The sequence below is a fragment of the Neorhizobium petrolearium genome, from assembly GCF_029854435.1.
In the GTDB taxonomy this organism is placed as follows: Bacteria; Pseudomonadota; Alphaproteobacteria; order Rhizobiales; family Rhizobiaceae; genus Neorhizobium; species Neorhizobium petrolearium.
The window spans coordinates 90,472-110,399 of sequence record NZ_CP123001.1 but is presented as its reverse complement, the minus strand read 5'-3'; the positions used below and the strand labels follow the sequence as shown (position 1 = coordinate 110,399).

At 61.8% G+C, this 19,928-nt stretch carries 19 protein-coding genes; 12 read left to right on the top strand and 7 right to left on the bottom strand.

The annotated features are described in order from the left end of the window. Positions 1-10: 10 nt before the first annotated feature. The 9 genes from QEO92_RS27385 (at position 11) to QEO92_RS27345 (ending at position 8,309) form a co-directional block, all read left to right on the top strand. Positions 11-781: a carbon-nitrogen hydrolase family protein gene (locus QEO92_RS27385; protein ID WP_227705351.1), complete on the top strand. Its 771-nt coding sequence runs from the start codon at positions 11-13 to the stop codon at positions 779-781. A 111-nt stretch (positions 782-892) separates the two neighbouring features. Next, the gene (locus tag QEO92_RS27380; protein ID WP_227705350.1) at positions 893-1,972 is read left to right on the top strand and encodes an iron-containing alcohol dehydrogenase; all 1,080 of its coding nucleotides are present in this window, start codon (positions 893-895) and stop codon (positions 1,970-1,972) included. A gap of 59 nt (positions 1,973-2,031) precedes the next feature. Continuing rightward, on the top strand, positions 2,032-2,931 hold the full coding sequence (locus QEO92_RS27375; RefSeq protein ID WP_037145686.1) for an IclR family transcriptional regulator: 900 nt from the start codon (positions 2,032-2,034) through the stop codon (positions 2,929-2,931). A gap of 209 nt (positions 2,932-3,140) precedes the next feature. Then, a complete protein-coding gene (gene gtdA / locus QEO92_RS27370; protein WP_227705349.1) occupies positions 3,141-4,190 on the top strand; it encodes a gentisate 1,2-dioxygenase in 1,050 nt (349 codons plus the stop codon). 33 nt (positions 4,191-4,223) lie between these two features. Beyond that, on the top strand, positions 4,224-5,093 hold the full coding sequence (locus QEO92_RS27365; RefSeq protein WP_037145684.1) for a fumarylacetoacetate hydrolase family protein: 870 nt from the start codon (positions 4,224-4,226) through the stop codon (positions 5,091-5,093). Beyond that, a complete protein-coding gene (locus tag QEO92_RS27360; RefSeq protein WP_037145682.1) occupies positions 5,090-5,596 on the top strand; it encodes a MarR family winged helix-turn-helix transcriptional regulator in 507 nt (168 codons plus the stop codon). The genes QEO92_RS27365 and QEO92_RS27360 overlap by 4 nt, the downstream gene beginning before the upstream one ends. A 104-nt stretch (positions 5,597-5,700) precedes the next feature. Then, positions 5,701-6,204 (top strand): hypothetical protein, encoded by a 504-nt coding sequence (locus QEO92_RS27355; protein WP_037145680.1) that lies wholly within the window; start codon positions 5,701-5,703, stop codon positions 6,202-6,204. Between the two features lie 111 nt (positions 6,205-6,315). Then, the gene (locus QEO92_RS27350) at positions 6,316-7,374 is read left to right on the top strand and encodes an alcohol dehydrogenase (protein WP_227705348.1); all 1,059 of its coding nucleotides are present in this window, start codon (positions 6,316-6,318) and stop codon (positions 7,372-7,374) included. Positions 7,375-7,382: 8 nt separating this feature from the next. After that, the gene (locus QEO92_RS27345; RefSeq protein ID WP_037146120.1) at positions 7,383-8,309 is read left to right on the top strand and encodes an acyl-CoA thioesterase; all 927 of its coding nucleotides are present in this window, start codon (positions 7,383-7,385) and stop codon (positions 8,307-8,309) included. Positions 8,310-8,383: 74 nt separating this feature from the next. Here the strand turns inward: QEO92_RS27345 and QEO92_RS27340 are convergent, their stop codons facing one another. The 5 genes from QEO92_RS27340 to QEO92_RS27320 form a co-directional block, all read right to left on the bottom strand. Beyond that, positions 8,384-9,106, bottom strand: coding sequence for an enoyl-CoA hydratase/isomerase family protein (locus QEO92_RS27340; protein ID WP_227705347.1), 723 nt, complete (start codon positions 9,104-9,106; stop codon positions 8,384-8,386). Between the two features lie 11 nt (positions 9,107-9,117). Next, positions 9,118-11,463, bottom strand: coding sequence for a xanthine dehydrogenase family protein molybdopterin-binding subunit (locus QEO92_RS27335; protein WP_227705346.1), 2,346 nt, complete (start codon positions 11,461-11,463; stop codon positions 9,118-9,120). A gap of 329 nt (positions 11,464-11,792) precedes the next feature. Continuing rightward, a complete protein-coding gene (locus QEO92_RS27330; RefSeq protein ID WP_227705345.1) occupies positions 11,793-12,572 on the bottom strand; it encodes an alpha/beta fold hydrolase in 780 nt (259 codons plus the stop codon). Positions 12,573-12,587: 15 nt separating this feature from the next. Further along, positions 12,588-13,712: an LLM class flavin-dependent oxidoreductase gene (locus QEO92_RS27325; RefSeq protein WP_227705344.1), complete on the bottom strand. Its 1,125-nt coding sequence runs from the start codon at positions 13,710-13,712 to the stop codon at positions 12,588-12,590. A 71-nt stretch (positions 13,713-13,783) separates the two neighbouring features. Then, positions 13,784-14,395, bottom strand: a complete 612-nt coding sequence (locus QEO92_RS27320; protein ID WP_037146118.1) for an NADPH-dependent FMN reductase — start codon at positions 14,393-14,395, stop codon at positions 13,784-13,786. Positions 14,396-14,609: 214 nt separating this feature from the next. Between QEO92_RS27320 and QEO92_RS27315 the strand changes: the two genes are divergently transcribed. Further along, entirely contained in the window at positions 14,610-15,308 is a 699-nt protein-coding gene (locus QEO92_RS27315) for a GntR family transcriptional regulator (RefSeq protein ID WP_227705343.1), read from the top strand. Positions 15,309-15,314: 6 nt separating this feature from the next. Here QEO92_RS27315 and QEO92_RS27310 read toward each other — a convergent pair whose 3' ends face one another. Next, a complete protein-coding gene (locus QEO92_RS27310; protein ID WP_227705342.1) occupies positions 15,315-16,475 on the bottom strand; it encodes an LLM class flavin-dependent oxidoreductase in 1,161 nt (386 codons plus the stop codon). Next, the gene (locus tag QEO92_RS27305) at positions 16,472-17,254 is read right to left on the bottom strand and encodes an alpha/beta fold hydrolase (protein WP_227705341.1); all 783 of its coding nucleotides are present in this window, start codon (positions 17,252-17,254) and stop codon (positions 16,472-16,474) included. The genes QEO92_RS27310 and QEO92_RS27305 overlap by 4 nt, the downstream gene beginning before the upstream one ends. 224 nt (positions 17,255-17,478) lie before the next feature. Here QEO92_RS27305 and QEO92_RS27300 point away from each other — a divergent pair, with 224 nt between their 5' ends. Both QEO92_RS27300 and QEO92_RS27295 read left to right on the top strand, forming a co-directional pair. After that, positions 17,479-18,270: an SDR family NAD(P)-dependent oxidoreductase gene (locus QEO92_RS27300; protein WP_227705340.1), complete on the top strand. Its 792-nt coding sequence runs from the start codon at positions 17,479-17,481 to the stop codon at positions 18,268-18,270. Between the two features lie 155 nt (positions 18,271-18,425). Next, positions 18,426-19,889 carry an NAD-dependent succinate-semialdehyde dehydrogenase gene (locus QEO92_RS27295; RefSeq protein ID WP_227705339.1) on the top strand — a complete coding sequence of 488 codons (1,464 nt, stop codon included), beginning with the start codon at positions 18,426-18,428 and terminating at the stop codon, positions 19,887-19,889. Positions 19,890-19,928: the final 39 nt, after the last annotated feature.

The window sequence follows — 19,928 nt, the reverse complement described above, 5'->3', positions numbered from 1 at the left end:
GGGCGGACCGATGAAAATTGCCGGTTATCAGATGCAGCCGGTCGTCGGCGATGTCGACGCCAATCTGGCGAAGATCAGGGCCGCGGCGGAAAGGGCTGCGGCTCAGGGCGCCGCATTGCTGATCGCGCCAGAACTGGCGCTGACCGGTTACGGCGCCGCGGACCGGTTTCCCGATCTCGCCACACCGGCCCATGGCCTCGTCACGGACCAGCTATCGGAAATCGCTGCAAGGCACCGCATCGCCATCGTTGCCGGCTTTGCCGAAGAGACCCATGAAGCCACCTTCAACAGTGCCTTCTTCACGGACGGCAATGGCCAGACGGCGGTCTACCGCAAGTGCAATCTCTATGGTCCCTATGAGCGGCAATGGTTCGCTCAAGAGGATCGGCGTCAGGTATTCGTCACCCTCGGCGGCGTCAGACTCGGCTTCCTGATCTGCTATGACGTCGAGTTCCCGGAGAATGTCCGCCAGTTGGCAAAGGGCGGGGCCGATCTCGTCGTGGTGCCGACGGCGCTGCCGAAGGGCTGGTCCGGTGATTTCATTGCCAACCACATGATCCCGGTCCGTGCTTTCGAGAACCAGGTTTTTGTCGCCTATATCAACCACTCAGGCTCTGACGAATTGTTCGCCTATGCGGGCCTCTCGCGCATTGTCGCGCCGGACGGCAAGCTGCTGGCCGAAGCACCCGCCGAAGGCGAGGCACTGATCATCGCAAACATCAATCCAGCGGCTTACACCCAGTCAAGGGCGGAAAACACCTACCTCACCGATCTCACTTGATCCTCGACCGATCGGTACAGACACGTCGCGCGTCAATTCGGCCTTCGCCAAACTCCCATTTCTTTGATAATGTTGTATAGCGTTCTACGTGACAGCATTTCGGGGGAGTCCATGCCACGTATTTTCCGAGCACCTGCTTTCTACATCCAGGGCCCCGGCAGTCTCGGTTTGCTCGGCGAAAAGGCAGCGACGCTCGGCCGTTCGGTCGTCGCCATCTGCGATGCCGCCGTTTTTCCCCACATTGAAGCCGAACTCGCCAAGACGCTCACCCGGCAGGATATCGCGCCGACGATCATCCTCTTCGATGCGGACGTCACCCATGGAGAGATGGACCGGTTGGCCGAAGAGGTACGCCGCAAAGGCGGCGAAGTGGTGGTCGGCATTGGCGGAGGCCGCACACTCGACGTCTCCAAGGGCGTCGCCCGCCGCACTGGTCTGCCTTTCGTCAGTGTGCCGACGGTCGCCTCTACCGATGCGCCCGCAACGCGCGGCATCGTCATCTATGACGACAACCATGAGATGATCGCCGTCGAGCAGATGGACGACAATCCGGCTTTCGTGATCGTCGATACGGCAATCATTGCCAAGGCCCCTGCCCGGCTCTTGCGCGGCGGCATCGGCGATGCGCTCACCGCCAAATTCGAGGCGGAAGGCGCCTGGAAGGGGACCGGGCTTTCCAAGCACGGCACAAGACCCCTCAAAACCGGCGTGATGCTCGGCGATCTCTGTTATCGCATGCTGCTCGAACATGGGCCGGGGGCCATGCACGTCGCCGGCACCGGCGAAGTGACGCCGGACCTGGAAGCGGTGATCGAAGCCATCCTCTGGCTGAGTGCCGTCGCCTTCGAGAATACGGGGCTCTCTGTCGCCCATGCGGTCGCGACCGAACTCGGCGCCATCGAGCCGGTGCGCAAGCAGTCGCTGCATGGCGAACATGCGGCCTATGGCACGCTGGTTCAGGCGATCGCCGAGGATCGTTCGGAATGTGAGCTCGAAACGCTGTTTTCCTTCTACGACGAGATCGGCATGCCGCGCAGGGTCGCCGATCTCGGGTTGCCGGCAGTGGATGACGCTGCGATCGAAAGCCTCGCTCTCGCCTGCGCGAAAAGCCCGTTCCTGATCAACCAGGAACATGGACTCGATGCGGATGATCTCGCAGCCGCGTTCCGGGCTGTGGAAAACCACAGTTGAAGCAGGCTCGACCTCATTCGAATATAAGGATAATCATCTGGGAACATGAGGGATTTAGAATGGCATCAGATAAAGGAAAGCCAGCCGAGGAGTGGACCCAGCGCCGCATTCAGTCGATCGAGGTCGGCTTCCAGGTGATCCGCGCCATGGAGGCGGCCAACGGTCCGCTGCCGTTGCGGGACATCGCTGCTGCTGCCGGCATGCCGCCCTCCAAGGCGCATCTCTACCTCGTCAGCTTCGTCAAGGAAGGCGTTGCCTTCCAGGATCCCGTCACCGGCCATTACGGGCTCGGGCGTTTTGCGATCCAGCTCGGTCTGTCGGCCATCCGGCAGCTCGATGTCGTGGAACTCGCCCGCGAAGAACTTGCCACGCTTCAGCGGGCGACCGGCTTTGCGACGTACCTCTCGCTCTGGGGCGATCGCGGCCCGGGCATCGTCTCCAAGGTCGACGGCCAACGGCAGGGGTCGCTCGCCGTGCGTCTTGGCTATGTCCTGCCGCTCCTGACCTCCGCGACCGGCCAGGTCTTCCTCACTTATCTCGATGAGAGCGAGACGGCCGCGGTACGGCAGGACGAGATCGCCGCCGCCAAGCGGGATCATTCCGAAGAGACTGCTTCGCTCGCCCCCCGCATCACGACAGTGAAGGATATCCAGAAGATCGTCGAGACCGTACGCCGCCAAGGCTATGCGATGACGGTCAACAGCATCAATTCGAGTTTCGCCGCGATCGCTGCGCCGGTCTTCGACTATAGCAGCCGCATCGTCGCGACCATGACCGTTCTTGGGTCCGACAAGCAACTCTCCGGCCCTCGGAAAAAGCAGACGCTTGATGCGCTGCTGACGGCAACACACCGGCTTTCCGAACGGCTCGGTGCCTCCAGCCGCGGCGTGAAAGGCAAGGAAAACGAAACGCCGGTGGCGGCGAAGCCGGCAAAGGCGAGGAGCACGGCGGGACGATAGTTCGTTGTCCTAATAGCCATACCCTTGTTTCCGGAACTGCTGAGAGGAAGCCCGCCTTCTGTCATTTTCAGTGACATCTCCCTCAGGGGAGAAACCGCATTGGGTCTGCCGTACCGCTTCTTCCTCCAATCATCGTCATCAATTGACGCCTTCAAAATAATTAGTATACCTTACGATCTATGGCTTGAGGAAACCATAGGGAGGATTCTATGCACGAGATCGATGCAGTCACCGTCGCAAAACGCGAGGAATTCTACGGACGCCTGAAGCCGCACAACATGGCACCGCTCTGGGAAGTGATGAAGGGCATGCTGCCGCCGGAGCCGAAATCCAAGGCTGAGGCGCATCGCTGGCGCTATGATGATATCCGTCCGCTGATCCTGGAATCCGGCAACCTGCTGACGGCGGAAGAGGCTGAACGCCGCGTGCTGATCCTCGAAAACCCCGCCTTCCCCGGCCAGTCGCGCGCCACCTCGACGCTTTATGCCGGCATCCAGATCATCATGCCGGGCGAAGTGGCCCCTGCCCACCGTCACACGCCGTCGGCGCTGCGTTTCATGCTGGAAGGCTCCGGCGCCTATACGTCGGTTGGCGGCGAGCGCACCCGCATGGCCTTCGGCGATTTCGTCATCACGCCCGTCTGGGCCTGGCACGACCACGGCAATGACGGCTCCGACCCGGCCGCCTGGCTGGACGGTCTCGACGTCCCGATGATCGCCTTCTTCGAAGCGGTCTTCCGCGAGGACTACAACGACGCCGAACAGGAGATCCTCCGACCGGAGGGCGACTCGTTCTTCCGTTTCGGTTCCGGCATGCTGCCGATCGGCGGCACGAGCCCCTACGGCCAGACGACACCTATCTTCAACTACCCTTATGAGCGCAGCCGCGAGGCTCTTTACAGGTCTTCGCGCGGCGAGGAGATCGACGCCCATATCGGCACGACGCTGCGCTATGCCAACCCGCTCGACGGCGGCTGGACCATGCCGACCATGTCGGCCTGGCTGAGCCACTTCCCGAAGGGCATGGAGACGGCAAAGATACGCTCCACCGACCATATCGTCATGTGCATCGCCGAAGGCACCGGCTCGATCACGATCGGGGCAAAGACCTTCGATTTCGGCCCGAAGGACGTCATCGTCGTGCCCGGATGGTCGTGGCGCTCGTTCAGGGCGAACGAAGACGTCGTCGTCTTCTGCTTCTCCGATCGCGTCGCGCAGGAGAAGCTCGGCTATTTCCGCGAAGACCGCGCCAAGGTCTGAGCACCGCTTTCTAAAGAACCTGAGGAGAGAAAAATGCGTTTCTGTCGCTTCGACGATAATCGTCTGGGCGTGGTCGTCGGCGATGAGGTGAAGGACGTCACCGCCGTGCTCGACCGCCTGCCGGCCTACCGCTACCCCTTCCCGCATGGCGACCAGTTCATGGCGCATTTCGCCGAGTTGCGTCCCGTCATGGAGGACATGGCGAAGACCGCGCCGTCAAAGAAGCTCGCCGATGTGGCGCTCTTGAGCCCGATTGCCAATCCCGGTAAGATCGTCGGTGCGCCAGTCAACTACCGGCTCCATTTGGACGAGGTGCTGGACAGCGACCAGCTGCATCACGGCATGAAGATCAAGCCGATCGCCGAGGCCGGCGTCTTCCTTAAAGCGGTAAGCTCGCTGATCGGTCCTTCGGAAGGCATCGTCGTCGATTGGAACGACCGCCGCACCGATCACGAGATCGAGCTCGCTGTCATCATCGGCAAGAAGGCCTTTCGCGTGTCGGAGGCGGATGCGCTGGATTACGTCGCCGGCTACGCGATCGGCTACGACATCACCATCCGCGGCCCGGAGGAACGCAGCTACCGGAAGTCGCTCGACACGTTCAGCGTACTCGGCCCCTATGTCGTTACCGCGGACGAAATCCCGAACCCGAACAATCTTGATTTCGAGCTGACGATCGGCGGCGAAACACGCCAGAAGTCCAACACGAAGATGCTGATCTTCAACGTCCAGAAGCTGATCGAATTCACCACCAAGGCCTATACGCTCTATCCCGGCGACATCATCATGACCGGCACCCCGGAAGGCGTTGCACCGATCGCCGCCGGCGATATGCTGCATGGCACTTTCGAGGGCATCGGCACGATGGATGTGAAGGTCTACGACAACTGGGACAGGAAATGAGTTTCGATCCGAAGGCCCCTGACCAGGAGGCCGGCAAAGCTGTCCTGCTGCCCGGTGTCGCCGGCATCCGCATCAGGCGGCTGCAGTCGCTGTTCGGCAGCCATTGGCAGGGCTGGTTCCGCGCTCGCGGGCTTGCCGTCACGCCGGTGCAAGGCGGCGTGCTGCTCTCGATCCGCCGCCATCCCGGCATCAGTCAGATCGCGCTCGCAAGGCGGCTGAGGATCGAGCCGCCGACGCTCATCCAGTCGCTTGGCCCCCTCATCAAACAGAAGCTCGTCGAACGCACCCGTTCGCTGGACGACGGCCGGGTCTACGAACTGCGGCTGACCAGGGCCGGGCTCGAGGCGGCCGCACTGGTGGAAGCTTCGATGCCGGAACACGAGGCGGACCTTTTGCGAAGCCTCTCACCGGAAGAACGCCAGACTTTCCTTTCCTTGCTGGATAAGGCGATTGCCGGAGCGGAGATGGCGTTGGAGGAGCGGGAGAAAGAAGCAGAATGCTGACGAAAGCCAGCATAACAGGTTTTTGGCGGAAAAGCTGAAGCGGTCGCGGAACAAAGCTCAATATTTCGAGGTTCACTAGCATGGGTCAACAAGGCGCTCCCCCGATGCGTGCTCTTTCAGCCATTGCTCTAATCGTTGCCTTATGCCTTTCGTCAGGCGCATTTGCCTCCGAAGAAGACTTCCTGCAGTCGATAGAAGGACAGTGGACGGGCGGCGGAAAGGTTCTTACAAAACTTGGCGGCGGCAAAGTCGATGTCTCATGCAGCATGAAATCGGATGCCGACCGCTCCAGCTTTTCCATGAATGGCACATGCAGTGCCCTTGTCGTCGTCAAACGGACCTTCACCGCGACTGTCAAGGCATCCGGCGCATCCTATTCAGGCAATTACGTCGGTGTCTCAGGCAAACCGTCGAAGCTCAACGGAAGCCGGGAGGGAAACACCCTTAACCTCGACGTAACCTGGGCCAACGAAATCTATGGCGATCGGCAAGCCAGGATGACGATCGAAAAAATCGGAGGCGGCGGACTTCGTATTCGTACACTGGACCAAGATCCGGAATCGGGAGAGACGATCGTCACTACTCAGTTGGATTTACAACGACGTTGAATATCCCAGCGGTGCTGGTATCCCCCAGATTCAATCCTCCTGCCATTTCCCGATTGCTGTATAGCAGGCGACCTGATACTCGTGTGTCACGCATCTGGGAGGAGTTGCATCATGCGGTCATGGAAAGTCTTCGAGGCATCGGAAGTGCTGAAAGAGGTCGAGGAAGTGACGCCCGAACCCACCGGCAGCGAGGTGGTCATCTTGGTATCCCATTGCGGGCTCTGCCATTCCGACCTGACCCTCTGGAAGGGCATCTTTGACATGGGCGACCGCAAGGTGTCGATCGACAGCATCGGGCTTACGCGGCCCCTCACTCTCGGCCATGAGATCCTCGGCACCGTCACCGCCGTGGGATCGGAGGCGACCGGCGTGAAAATCGGCGATCGTCGCCTTGTTTATCCCTGGCTCGGATGCGGCACCTGCGATACCTGCCGTACCGGCCGGGAAAACCTCTGCATGCAGGCCCGCCAGCTCGGCATGAAACGGCCCGGCGGTTTCGGCAGCCATGTGGTCGTGCCGCACAGCCGCTACCTGATCGACACGGACGACCTCGATCCGGCGCTTGCCGCGACCTATGCCTGCTCGGGGCTCACCGCCTATTCCGCCATCCGCAAGGCCATGCCGATGCGTCCCGACGAGGCAGTGGTCGTGGTCGGCGCCGGCGGATTAGGCCTGAGCGGCATCGTCATTCTGAAGGCGCTCGGCCACGAGAACATTGTTGTGGTCGATATGTCGGAAGAAAAGCTGAAGACTGCGCTGGAAGCCGGCGCGCATAAAACGGTGCTTTCGAGCAGTGGCGACGTGACACAGAAGATCGTCGAAACGGTCGGCGGGCCGGTGCGCACCATCATCGATTTCGTCAACAACAGTGAAACGACCGCCTTCTCCTTCCCGGCGCTGGCGCGCGGCGGCCGTATCATCATGGTCGGCATGTATGGCGGCCAGCTTACCGTTCCGACCATGCGCATGGCGCAGGGGGGCTTGAGCCTCATCGGCAGCATCACCGGCACGCTGCAGGAATTGCGTGAGCTGGTGGACCTGGCAAAAAGCGGCAAGCTCGACGCCATTCCCTATGAAGCCGTGCCGAAGTCCGACATCAACGGCGCTATGAACCGCCTTCTCAAAGGCGCCGTCAAGGGTCGCATCGTGCTTCAGGGGGAAACGGCTTGAGCGACGAGATGACCGAAGTATGGCGCGGCAGCGTGCGCCAATGGGAAGTGGACGAGATGGGCCACTGGAACACGCAATACTACGTGGCGCGTGCCAATGAAGGGCTCGCCATGCTCTTCGGGTTCAACGGCCTGCCGGGTCTCTTCTCCCCTTCGTCGCCCACGACGGTCGCCTTCAACGAGCACCATATCCGCTTCCATCGCGAAGCGCATGCCGGCGCGCCGCTGCACATGACCGGCGGTTTCCTGGAGATTGGTGAGACGACAGCTTTCGCCGTGCTCGTGCTTCATCATAGCGAAAGCGGGCAGGTGGCCGCAACCTTCCGGGTGCGGCTCACGCATGTCGATGCGGCGGACGGCACCACTCCGCAGCCCTGGCCGGCGGCTTTCCGGAAAAGGGCCTCGACCTCGCTGGTCGAGACGCCGAAGGAGGCCGCGCCGCGTGGCACGGACGACGAACCGGTGGCGCTGACCGCCTCGCGCGAGCGGGCCTTGGAACTGGGCCTGAAGCGCACGGCAATGAGCCTGATCGAGATGGACGCTTGCGATGCCTTCGGACGGATGGGATCGCAAAAGTTCATCGGCGCGGTTGGCGGCGGCGTAAAACAACTCACCGGACCGATCCGGGCGCTGGTTGCCGAGCACGCGGAGGCACGGCCCGGCAAGATCGGCGGAGCCGTGCTGGAATTCCGCATCATCTACGGTGAGACGCCCCGCCTCGGCAATTGTTTCGAGATCTGGGCGGGACTGCAGAAGACCGACAAGCGCACCATGTCGCTGATCTTCTGGATGGTCGATCCCTTCACCGGCCGAGTATTCGGCTCGATGCAGTCCATCGCCATCGTCTTCGATCTGGATGCACGGGCGATCGTGCAGATTTCGCCAGCAGCGACCGAAGCGTTGACGCCGTTCGTCACACAAGGGCTGGCGCTGTAACTTCAGCTTCCGGCTGCCGCCATCTTCCCCTCCCCGCTCGCCGAGAGAAGGTTAGGATGGGGGCAAATAAGCACTTATCTGAACTTCTCCGCCGTCGCGACGCAGTTGATCAGCGCGGCGAGTTCCTTACGCGAAGCAAACGAGGTTTCCGGACTCATCGAGATGAAGGCCTTGATGCCGCGCACGGTCGGCACCGAATTCTTTTCGAGCTGACCCACCACGCGTGCGACTTCCGCTTCCAGTCCGTCGGCTGGAGCCGTGATGCCGATCAGGCCAAGAACCTTGGCTTCCGCCGCCGGAATGACGTCACGGGTAAAGACCAGGCGGGCAAGCGCTGCGCGCGAGATGCGGTCGGCGAGCGCGTTAAGCACGAGCGTCGGCGCGATGTCGTGGTTCATCTCCGGCACCTGGAAGGTGGCGCCGTCGGCAGCAATTGCCACGTCAGCAAGCGCCGCGATGGCGCAGCCGACGCCGGCAGCCTTCCCTTGAACAGCGGTAATGAAGGGCACGGGAATCTCGCGCAACACTTCATAGAAATCGAGCACCGGGTCGGAGATCGCGTTGCGGAGATCAAGCGCCGTGGCGCGCGTGCCCGGCGCCGGCATGGCCGCACTCCGGCCGGTGCAGAAGTCCGGCCCGTTCGCCTTCATCAGCACGACCCGGGTTTCCGGCGACAGCGACTTCAGCGCGGCGGTGATGGCTTCCGCCATCACCGGCGTCAGCGCATTGCCCTTGTCGGGACGGTCGAGAATGATTTCGAGGACGTTCCCCTTCGTGGAAATCAGGACTTCGGACAACTTTTCTTCCTCTATTGATTGGCTTTGGCCTGCTGGATCGCCTGCCAGATGCGGGATGGCGTCACCGGCATTTCGATATGAGTGACGCCGAGATCGGCGAGTGCATCGGTGATCGCATTGACGACCACGCCCAGCGAGGGGGTCGTACCACCCTCCCCGCCCGGCCGGAAGCCGAGCGGATGGCTCTTCGCCGGCACTTCGCTGATCACCGTATAGAAGCTCGGAAAATCCGAAGCGCGCCCGATCTGATAATCCATGAAGGTGGCGGAAAGGTTCTGGCCGGTTTCGCGGTCGTAATGCGACCATTCATACATGGCCTGGCCGGCGCCCTGCACGATACCGCCATGGGTCTGGCCGTCGACGATCATCGGGTTCAGCGCCTTGCCGACATCGTCCACCGTCGAATAGCGCGGAATCTCGTAGTAACCAGTGTCGGGGTCGACCTCCACCTCGCAGATGGCCGCGCCATAGGGATAGGCAAGCCCGTGGGTGGTCTCGTCGGCGATCGCCGCGAACGCGCCCTTCAGCTCGTCCGGCAGGCCGAGATCCTTTTCGGCGGCTTCCGCCGCTTCGAACAGGCTGACTACGCCGTTGGAACCGCGGGCGCGAAAATGGCCTTCGGCGTAGTCGATCGCGTCCGGCGCGACGTTCAGCATGAAAGCGGCGACCTTCCTGCCGCGCTCGATGATCTCAGCGGTCGCCTTGTGCATGACGATCGAGGAGAAGCGCAGCGAGCGGCCGGAATGCGAGCCGCCGCCGGCCGAGACGAAATCCGTGTCGCTGGCGCGGATCTGCACCACCTCGTGGGAAATGCCGAGGAAGGAGCCGACGAGCTGGGCGAAGGCCGTCTCGTGTCCCTGACCCGTGTTCTGGGTGCCGATCACCACATCGACGATGCCAGATGTCGGGTCGACGGTGATCTCGGCGCGCTCGCGCGGCACGCCGCTGGTGCCCTCGATATAGTTGGAAAGGCCGATGCCGCGATATTTTCCACGCTTTCGCGCTTCCGCCCGGCGCGCCTCGAAACCGTTCCAGTCGGCCATGGCGAGCACCTTGTCCATGCAGCCGATATAGTCGCCGTTGTCGTAGCTCACGCCGAACGGATTGGCATAGGGACATTCCTCTTCCGGGATCATGTTGATGCGGCGCAGTTCGACCCGATCGAAACCGAACTTGCGGGCGGCGAGGTCGATCATCCGCTCTATGATATACATGGCTTCCGGCCGGCCGGCGCTGCGGTAGGGAATGGTCGGCACGGTATTGGTCATCGCCGCGAAGAATTCCACATGCGCGACCGGCACGCGATAAAGGCTGGTCATCAGCTGCAGGCCCTTGTTGAGGGCGGTGTAGGAGACCGTGTGCGCGCCGATATTGCTGACGTTGGTCGAGTGAAAGGCGAGGAACCTGCCGTCCTTGTCCAGCGCCAGCCTGGCCCGAACATGCAGGTCGCGGCCCTGGAAATCCGAAAGGAAAGCCTCGATGCGCTCCGCCTGATGTTTGACCGGCCGGCCAATCAGCTTTGCGGCGTAGGGCAGCAGCACGAATTCCGGATAGGTGGCGTTGCGGGTGCCGAAATTGCCGCCGACATCGCGCGGCGCCACGACCCGCACGAAGGCCATATCGACACCGATCGAAGCGGCGATCTGCTCGCGCATCATCACGACGCCATGGCCGCCGGAAGCGTGGATGGTGAACTTGCCGGTCTCGGGATCGTATTCGGCGGACGACGAGCGCGGTTCCATATGCACGCCGGTGACGCGCTGCGCCCAGCTTTCGAATTCCAGCACATGCGCGGCTTTGGCGAAGGCAGCATCCGTGCCCGCCTTGTCGCCGACTTCACCATCCATCGCCTTGTTGCCCGGCACGTGGTACCAGAGCTGCGGTGCGCCCTCCTCGATCGCATCGATGCCGCGCACGACGGAAGGCAATTCCTCCCAGTCGATCACCACGGCTTCCGCCGCATCCTTGGCGAGATTGGTGGATTCGGCCACCACCATGACAACCGCCTCGCCGACAAAACGGGCCTTGTCGGTGGGCAGCGCCTGATGATGAGTGCGGGCGCGTTCCGAACCGTCACGGTTCCTGATGCGGATGTCGGAGCCGAATTGCGAGCTGCCGATCGCATGGGGAATCGGCTTGATGCCGGCCGCGACGATATCCTCCCCGGTCAGGACGGCCAGAACGCCCGGCATTTCGCAGGCGGCAGAGGTGTCGATGCTTTTGATGATCGCATGGGCGTGCGGCGAACGGACGAAGGCGGCATAGGCCGCGTTCTCGTATTTCAAGTCATCGGCATATTGACCCTTGCCGGTGATCAACCGGAGATCTTCCTTGCGCCTGACTTCTTCACCGATCATGCTCTTCCTCCCTTGCACACCGTGCCACGTATTCGGGACGATGGCGGTCTGCCCGTGGCTTTGGGCCATCCTGATGCAAAACGCAACTTAATTCATAATAGACATACTCAATCCGTCAATGTTGAAACTGTGGGATCGACCGGAATTGACCATCGCGACTCGCTTTTGAGCGATTGTGGCCGTGACCTCCCGGCTGCGTTATTGTACTTGTCACAGGGATGACGGAGGAGAAGTTGCCGCCATCCGTTCCCCCAAAAGAAAAAAGGCCCCGACCGAAGTCCGGGCCAAGCTTCCCTGGGAGGGGGGAATTTAAATCCCAGGGATATCTCTCAAGCCGCTTCCGGCCCCTGATTCAGCACATAACCCGGGCCGCGCTTCAGGAATGCGGTCCAGAGGCGGAGCGTCCGTTCCGGCTGGTCGACCTCGATCGAATGAGCCGCATCGAAGATGAAAGCGCGCTGCGAGGTCGGGATCATGCGTTTCAGGTGCGCGCCTGCCTCTGCCGGCACAACCTTGTCCTCCGTGCCGAGCAGGATCAGCGTCACCGCCTCGATCGAAGGCAGGCGCGCGCTGAGCGCTTCATCAACCTGAGCATTGTTGGCGAGGCGCTCGTAGGTATTGCCGTTATTCGCCATGACTTCCGGCGACTTCGGTGCAGACGTGATCTTCTGCGGATGGGCATAGAGCGCCTTGAAGCGCGCTTCGGGATCGGCTGGAAGGCCGCCCTTGCCGCCGAAGCGGAAACCGGCCGGCACCTGCAGGATCAGGTGATCGACTATCTTCGGGTTATTGGCGGCGAGCCACAGCGCCGTCCAGCTTCCGAAAGAGGAGCCGATCACGTCGAAGCGAGGTGCGACGACCCTCTCGGCGAATTCGGCGACCATAGCCGCCCAGTCCTGCACGGTTTTCAGGCGCTCGTTGCCCTCGGTGCCATCGAAGCCGGGGCAGATTGGCGCGTAGACCATGTGGCTCTTCGTCAGCGCCTTCAGCGGTTCGGTGAGCATGACGCCGCCGGCAGCGTGCAGATAAAGGACCGGCGTGCCCGAGCCGCCGACATGATAATTGAGCTTGCCGCAGGAAAGCTCGATCGTCTTGATTTCAAAAGTCATGGATCAAACCTCCTCTCAAAGACCAGCAACGTGCGGCGCGACGCGATCGCGGAACAGTTCCATGCCACGGCGGACGACGCTGCCCGGCATGTTGCCGACCTTGATGGTCAGGTTGAGCAGACCGGAGCCCAGTTCCTGATTGAGGCGGGTGATCTGCTTGACGACCGATTCCGGGCTGCCGCAGATGATCGAGCCGGCCTCGATCTGCTCGTCGACGGTGCGGTTGCGTAGCGTCGCAAGCCGCTTCTGGAAATTCTCGCCGACATCGGTGCCGGTATAGTAGCGGCTCTGCTGCAACACGAGTTGCTGGGCGGAGCGCTGCGGGCGCATCAGCGTCTGGTGGAAATAGGTCTGGGCGGAGGCCATGTGCTCCTTGGCCTCCTCATCTGTATCGGCGATGCAGATCTGCTGGCCGACGAGGATATCGTCCGGCGTCGGTTCCCAGCCATAGCCGCGTGAGACATTCCTGAAGTGCTCGATCGCCTTCCTGGCTGCCCCCAGATCCTGGATGAGGGTAATGCCCATGATCGCCCGCGTCTTGGCGACAAATTCCGCCGATTCCTCATTGCTCGCCGACATCAGGATGCGCGGATAGGGCTTCTGGATCGGTTTCGGCCAGATGGAGACGGCCGGGAACTGATAGTGCTCGCCCTCCCAGCCGAAGGGTTCGTCCTCGGTCCAGCACTTGATGATGAGTTCGGTCGCTTCGCGGAGCCGGCTGCGGGATTCGCTCGGCGGGATGTTGTAGGCGATATATTCATGCGGGATGCCGCGCAGGAAGCCGGCGATCAGGCGGCCACCGGACATGACGTCGATCATAGCATATTCTTCCGCAACGCGGATTGGATTGAGCAGCGGCAGCAGGTTGCCGACGATCGCAATCTTCGCCTTCTCCGTCTGGCGAGCGAGCGCGCCAGCGATCAGGTTGGGGTTCGCCATAAGGCCATAGGGGCTGTAATGGTGCTCGTTGCAGCCGACCCAATCGAAGCCGTAATTCTCGGCATCGACCATCTCGTCGACATATTCCTTGTAGAGCGCCTGGATGCGCCGGCTGTCGATATCGTGGGTGCTGACAGGCCACTCGTGCGGCAGCTTGTCATAATCCGGATAGGGCATCAGGTGGAAGAAGTTGAACTTCATGGAAAACTCCGCAAAGACCGCCATCCCCTAAGATGCCAGGCGGTTCCGGTGATGATGAAAGAGAAGAGGAATCAGTGGGCCGCGACGAGGCGCGGTGCGACCTCTTCGACGCGGGCCGCCATTGCCATTTCGGCGAAGCTGACGACCTGCGAGGCGACGATTTCAAGTGCCTGGGCGACTTCGCGCTTCGCCGGCTGGCTATCGACGAAGGGCTTGTCGTTGGACTTGATCGTCGCGGCGTAGGGCGTCGGCCAGCCGCGCAATGCATGGACGATGGAACGCAGCCCGGCCAGCGCCGTACCAAGCGCCTGGTCGCCGCTGGCACAGACGATGCAGCCGACAGCGCGACCGTCGAAATAGGAGCGCTCGTCCTCGCGCATGTCTTCCGTATAGTCGATGGCGTTCTTGATCATGCCCGACATGCCGCCGTGATAACTCGGCGTCGCGATCACGATGCCGTCGGCGCGGCGGAGCGCCTGGACGAGGCGGCGCGCGGCCGGCGTGCGATGAGAAACGCCGGGATCGAAGAGCGGCAGTTCCAGTGCTGCGCCGCAGATGATGTCGATCTCGGCGCCGGCGCTTTCGGCGACGGAGAGGCAATAGCGAAGGGCAAGCTCAGAGCTCGAACCGGGGCGCTGCGTGCCGCCGATGCCAACGATGAACGGCTTCCTGGTCTGGACCATGGTCATTTCCTCCTCCCTCGGCCGAAGCCGATTGCCTTATCAGGCATCCTGATCAAATTTTTGTATACCGTTTACGGATAAGTCAAGCTTTATATGCCAATATCAAATAATTTTCTCTAAGCTAGTATACACTTTTTGGCGATTGGCCTTTATCGACTGCTGCCTTATCTTCCCGTGATGAATGCGAACCATAGGTGGCAGCTTGAAGAACGAGATGACCAGAGAGAGCAGCAAGGACGGGGCGACGCAGAGTGCGGTCGAAACAGCCTACCGCCGCATCCGGCATATGATCCTCACCGGCGAGATGCGCTCCGGCGACAAACTGCTCGAAAACCAGCTCGCCACCACGATCGGCGTCTCCCGCACACCGATCCGCGAAGCGCTGAACCGGCTGAATGCCGAAGGCCTCGTGGTGCTGGAACGCTACCGCCGCGGAATCGTGGCGGATTTCTCGCTCGACGATGCCATCGAAATTTTTCGCCTGCGCGCAATCCTGGAGGGCCATGCGGCCGGCCGCGCCGCAACGCGGATTTCCGATACCCACCTCGACCGCCTTCAGGACCTGGAGCGGGTGATGGAGAAGCAGTTCGAGGAACTCGGCTGGAACGAACATCTCGAAGGTTTCGACAAGCTGAATGCCGAATTTCATGCGGTGATCGCGTCCGCCGCCGAAAGCCCACGGCTGGAAAAGATCCTCGCCTCGTCGCTGGAGCTGCCGGCCTCGATCTTCAACCGCTATTCCGAGCCCGTAGAAATGCGCACCCGCCGCACCCACGCCCAGCACCGGGAAATCCTTTCGGCGCTGAAGGCCCGCAACCCCGAATGGGCGCAAGCGGCCATGAACGCCCACCTCTTCTCGCTGCTGCCGACAGCCTCGGGATCGCTGGAGCATGAAGCAGATAACATGGGTTGATCCGGGCTAAGCCGCCTTCTTCGCCGTCACGTTCCTGAGATACGGCATGACTTCCTTGGAATAGATCTCCATGTTCTTGCGTGTCAGCTCCGCCGGCAGCGTGCCGAACTGCAGGAGCGTCAGGAGGTGGCCGAAGCCGATCTCAGCCTGGTATTCCTCCAGCCTCTCGCGCACCGTCGCCGCGCTGCCGCAGATGAACTTGCCCTCTTCGATGACGCTGTCGATCGTCTGCTTCATCGAATGGCCGGCCTTGGCGGAGAGAGCTCCGACCATGGATTTGACCGAGGTGTAACCCGGCGGAAGCAGCATCTCCATCGGCATGCGCAGGAACTTCTGGAGGAAGGCCTCGATATGCTGCTTGGCTTCCCTACGGGCAATCTCGTCGGTTTCGGCGACGTAAAGCGGCAGCGACCAGCCGAGTTGGTCCTCGGTTGCCTCGTAGCCGTAACCGGCGGCGACGTCCTTATACATCTTCATATAACGGGCGACGGTCGAAACCGAGGCGAAGGTCTGGAGATAGGTGTACTTGCGGTCCGGATGGGCGGCCCACTCGATCGTTTCGCTCGACCCCTGACTCGGAATCCAGATCGGCGGATGCGGATTGTCCTGATAGACCCGCGGCCAGACGTTCACGTATTCGAAATTGTAGTGCTTGCCTTCGAAGACGCTGGGACCGGGCTGCGTCCAGGCTTGCAGGATGAGGTCGTGTGCTTCCTGGAAGCGCTCATGGCTGAACGCCGGGTTGACGCCCCAGGAATGGTATTCCGCGCCGATGCCTCGCACCATGCCGGCGATCAGGCGCCCGCCGGTGATGTTGTCGACCATGGCGAATTCTTCCGCCACGGTGAGCGGGTTGTTGAGGAGCGGCAGCGCGCGGCCGAGAATGGCGATCTTGACGTTCCTAGTGCGGCGGGCAAGTGCACCGGCCATGACGCCGGGGATCGGCATCAGGCCGTAGGCGTTCGAATGGTGCTCGTTGACACAGATGCCGTCGAAGCCGAGCTGGTCGGCATATTCAAGTTCGTCCAGATAACGGTTGTAGAGCTGGTGGCCCTTCTTCGGGTCGAAATAGGTGTTCGGCAGCGTCACCCAGGCGGAATTGTGCTTCTCGTCATAGGACAGATCGAGATCGGCATAGGGCATCAGGTGCATGAAGTAGAATTTCATCGCGTTGCCTCCCGGATGAAGCCGTCGACCAGCTGGACGAAGCGGTCGCTTTTTTCGACCTGCGGCAGGTGCCCGCAACTCTCGATGATCTCGAGACGCGAATTGGGAATGAGGTCACGCAAGGCGGGACCGTAGCCAGCCGGCACGACCTTGTCGCTATCACCCCAAATAATCAGCGTCGGCACCTTGATGCGATGCAGCCACTTGTGCAGGTCGGGATTATAGAAGCGCGGTTCCCAGGCGAGCTTGGCCGTGGTCAGCTTGTTCTTGAGGATGGTTTCCAGCCCCTCCCTGGAGGGCGGGGTGGCGAGCATCTGCTCGGCATAGGCCTGGTCGTGGAAGAGGTTGCGGGCGGTCTCCTCCGCATTCCACATGAAGACATCGCCTTTGCGCAATCCTTTCACGCGAATACCGGCCGGCGCCACGACGGTCAGCGAATTGAGCTTCGTCTGGTTGCGGACGGCGATCTCGGCCGATAGCCAGCCGCCGATCGAACCGCCGACGAGGTTCACCCTGTCGAGACCGAGATGGTCGATGACGTCGAGATAGAAGAAGGCGAGATCGGACATGCCGTCCAGCCATTCCGGTGAACCGGAAGCACCGAAGCCCGGATGCTCGGGCACAATCACCTCGTGGCTTTCGGCAAGCTTTTCCATAAACGGCGCCCAGCGCGCGGCACCGCTCGACCCATGCAGGAAGAGAAGCGGCGCACCCTTGCCGCCGCGCATGAACCGGACATTGCAGCCGGTTATGGTTTCCGTGCTTTCGGTAAAGCTCATCGGCGTCCTACCTCCCCGGCTTGCTCGATACCGTAAATGGCAGATGCTCCTCCGCACCCACAACTGGCGGCAATCTGTATAACCTTTTCGGGTGGGTCAATATGACTCTGTCGAATTTTGATTGATAATAGCAAATTTCTAACTTGCTTCTTTGGCAATTGCATACAAAGGTGGCACCTCTCGGAAAGGGCTAGCCGGTTCACCAAAGCCGCTGGGAGGAGAAAATGCAGGCGGAAAAACTGTTCGATCTGAAAGGCCAGGTGGCGGTGGTGACAGGAGCTGGCAGCGGTCTGGGCCTGGCGATCACCAAGACGCTCGCGGCCAACGGCGCGCATGTCGCGCTCATCGATCTCAACCCGGAAACACTCGCCGCCGCCTATCAGTGGCTGAACGGCCAGGGCTATTCCGCCGAAAGCCATCAGATCGACGTATCGGACAGCGCTGCCCTGCGTGCGACGATCGACGGCATCGCCGAAAAGCACGGTCATCTGGATATTCTCGTCGCCAATGCCGGCATCAGCGGCGGCCCGAATTCCCGCACCGACGCGGGCGCCATCGAGAATGTCAGTGACGAGTTGTGGAACAGGGTGGTGGATGTGAACCTCACCGCCACCTTCGTCGCCATCCAATCCGCTGCCAAACATATGAAGAAGCAGAAGAGCGGGCGCATCGTCGCGATCGCCTCCATAGCCGGATTGCGGGGCGACCCGATGACCGGTTATGCCTATGCCTCCAGCAAAGGCGCCGTCGTCAACCTCGTCAAGCAGGCTTCCTGGGAGCTGGCACCCTATAACGTGCTGGTGAACGGCATCGCCCCAGGCCCGTTCCGCACCAATATCGCCGGCGGCCGCATCCGCGAGCCGGAGATCGAAAAGGCCTTCGCCGACACCGTGCCGCTCGGCCGCATCGCAGAGACCGACGAGATCATGGGGCTCGCCCTGCTGCTCTGCTCGAAAGCGTCCAGCTTCATGACCGGCGCGGTCATCCCGATCGACGGCGGCACCGTTGCGGTCTGAAACATGCAGCGATCCAGGGCGTGGCGAAATGCCGGAATTGACAATATCAGGCTCCCTGCTTTATCCCCTGAAAGCAGGAGGCGGCGAACTGCGGCGTCACGCCTGCAATTGACGAATGGCGAACGCACCCTTCTATTGAAGCCGGAGGAACGACCATGAACATCGCGACCAGTTCTCCCCCCTCTTTCGAGGTGTATAAATCCCCGCGCCTGCTGATCGACGGCGTCTGGCTGGAGAACGGCGATCGCAAGACGCAGCCCGTCGTCAATCCGGCCACCGAGAAGGCGATCGGCACCGTGCCGCATGCCACGGCCGAAGACCTCGACCGGGCGCTGGAAGCGGCGAACCGGGCCTTTCCGCTGTGGCGCGCCACGAGCCCGCGCGAGCGCGGCCGCATCCTGAAGCGCGCCGCCCACCTGATGCACGACCGGCAGGAAGACATCGCCCGCCTCGCGACCCTTGAAATGGGCAAACCGATCGCCGAGGCGCGGCTGGAAACCCATTTCGCATGCGAGGAGATGGAGTGGTTCGCCGAGGAGGGCCGTCGCACCTACGGCCGCGTCATTCCGGGCCGTCTCGGCGAGACCCGCTTCCAGGTGGTCAAGGAGCCGGTCGGCCCGACCGCCGGCTTTTCCGCCTGGAATTTCCCGGTCGGCAACGCCGCCCGCAAGATGGGCTCGGCGCTGGCCGCCGGCTGCACGATGATCTACAAGCCGGGCGAAGAAGCTCCGGCAGCGGCAGCGGCCGTCGCCCAGTGCCTGATCGATGCGGGCGTGCCGGCGGGCGTCATCGCCGTTGTCTACGGTGTGCCGGATTTCATCTCGCGTCACCTGCTTGCCTCGCCGGTCATCCGCAAGATCTCCTTCACCGGTTCCGTGCCGGTCGGCCAGCACCTCATCCGGCTTGCTTCGGAAAGCCTCAAGCGGACCACGATGGAACTCGGCGGCCATGCGCCGGTGCTCGTCTTCGACGATGCCGATCAGGCGGCCGCTCTCGAAATGTCCGTGCAGCGGAAATACCGCAACAGCGGCCAGGTCTGCGTCTCGCCGACTCGCTTCTACATCCAGGACAAGTCCTATGAGGCCTTCTGTGCCGGTTTCGCGGACAAGGCCTCGAAGCTGAAGATCGGCGACGGTCTCGACCCTTCGAGCAATATGGGGCCTCTGGTGCATGCCCGCCGCCGCGATTCGATCGAGGCGCTGGTGCAGGATGCGACCTCGAAGGGCGCAAAACTCTTGGCCGGCGGCCACCGTGTCAACAACGAAGGTTTCTTCTACGCCCCGACCGTGCTCGCCGACGTGCCGGATGAGGCCCGCATCATGAGCGAGGAGCCGTTCGGCCCGGTCGCGGTTCTCAACCGTTTCTCCGACTTCGACGACGCCATCGCCAAGGCCAACAAGCTTCCCTACGGCCTTGCGGCCTACGGGTTCACCAATTCGCACAAGACCATTGCCCGGCTCTCCGACAGTCTGGAAGCCGGCATGGTAGGCATCAACTCCTTCAACATCTCCATGCCGGAGACGCCCTTCGGCGGCGTCAAATACAGCGGTCACGGCTCCGAGGTCGGCATCGAAGGGGTAGAGGCTTACATGGTCACGAAGACGATCAGCATCACTTGAGCCGGCGGATTTTCAGATCAAGAGTTTTCAGGAGGAGAC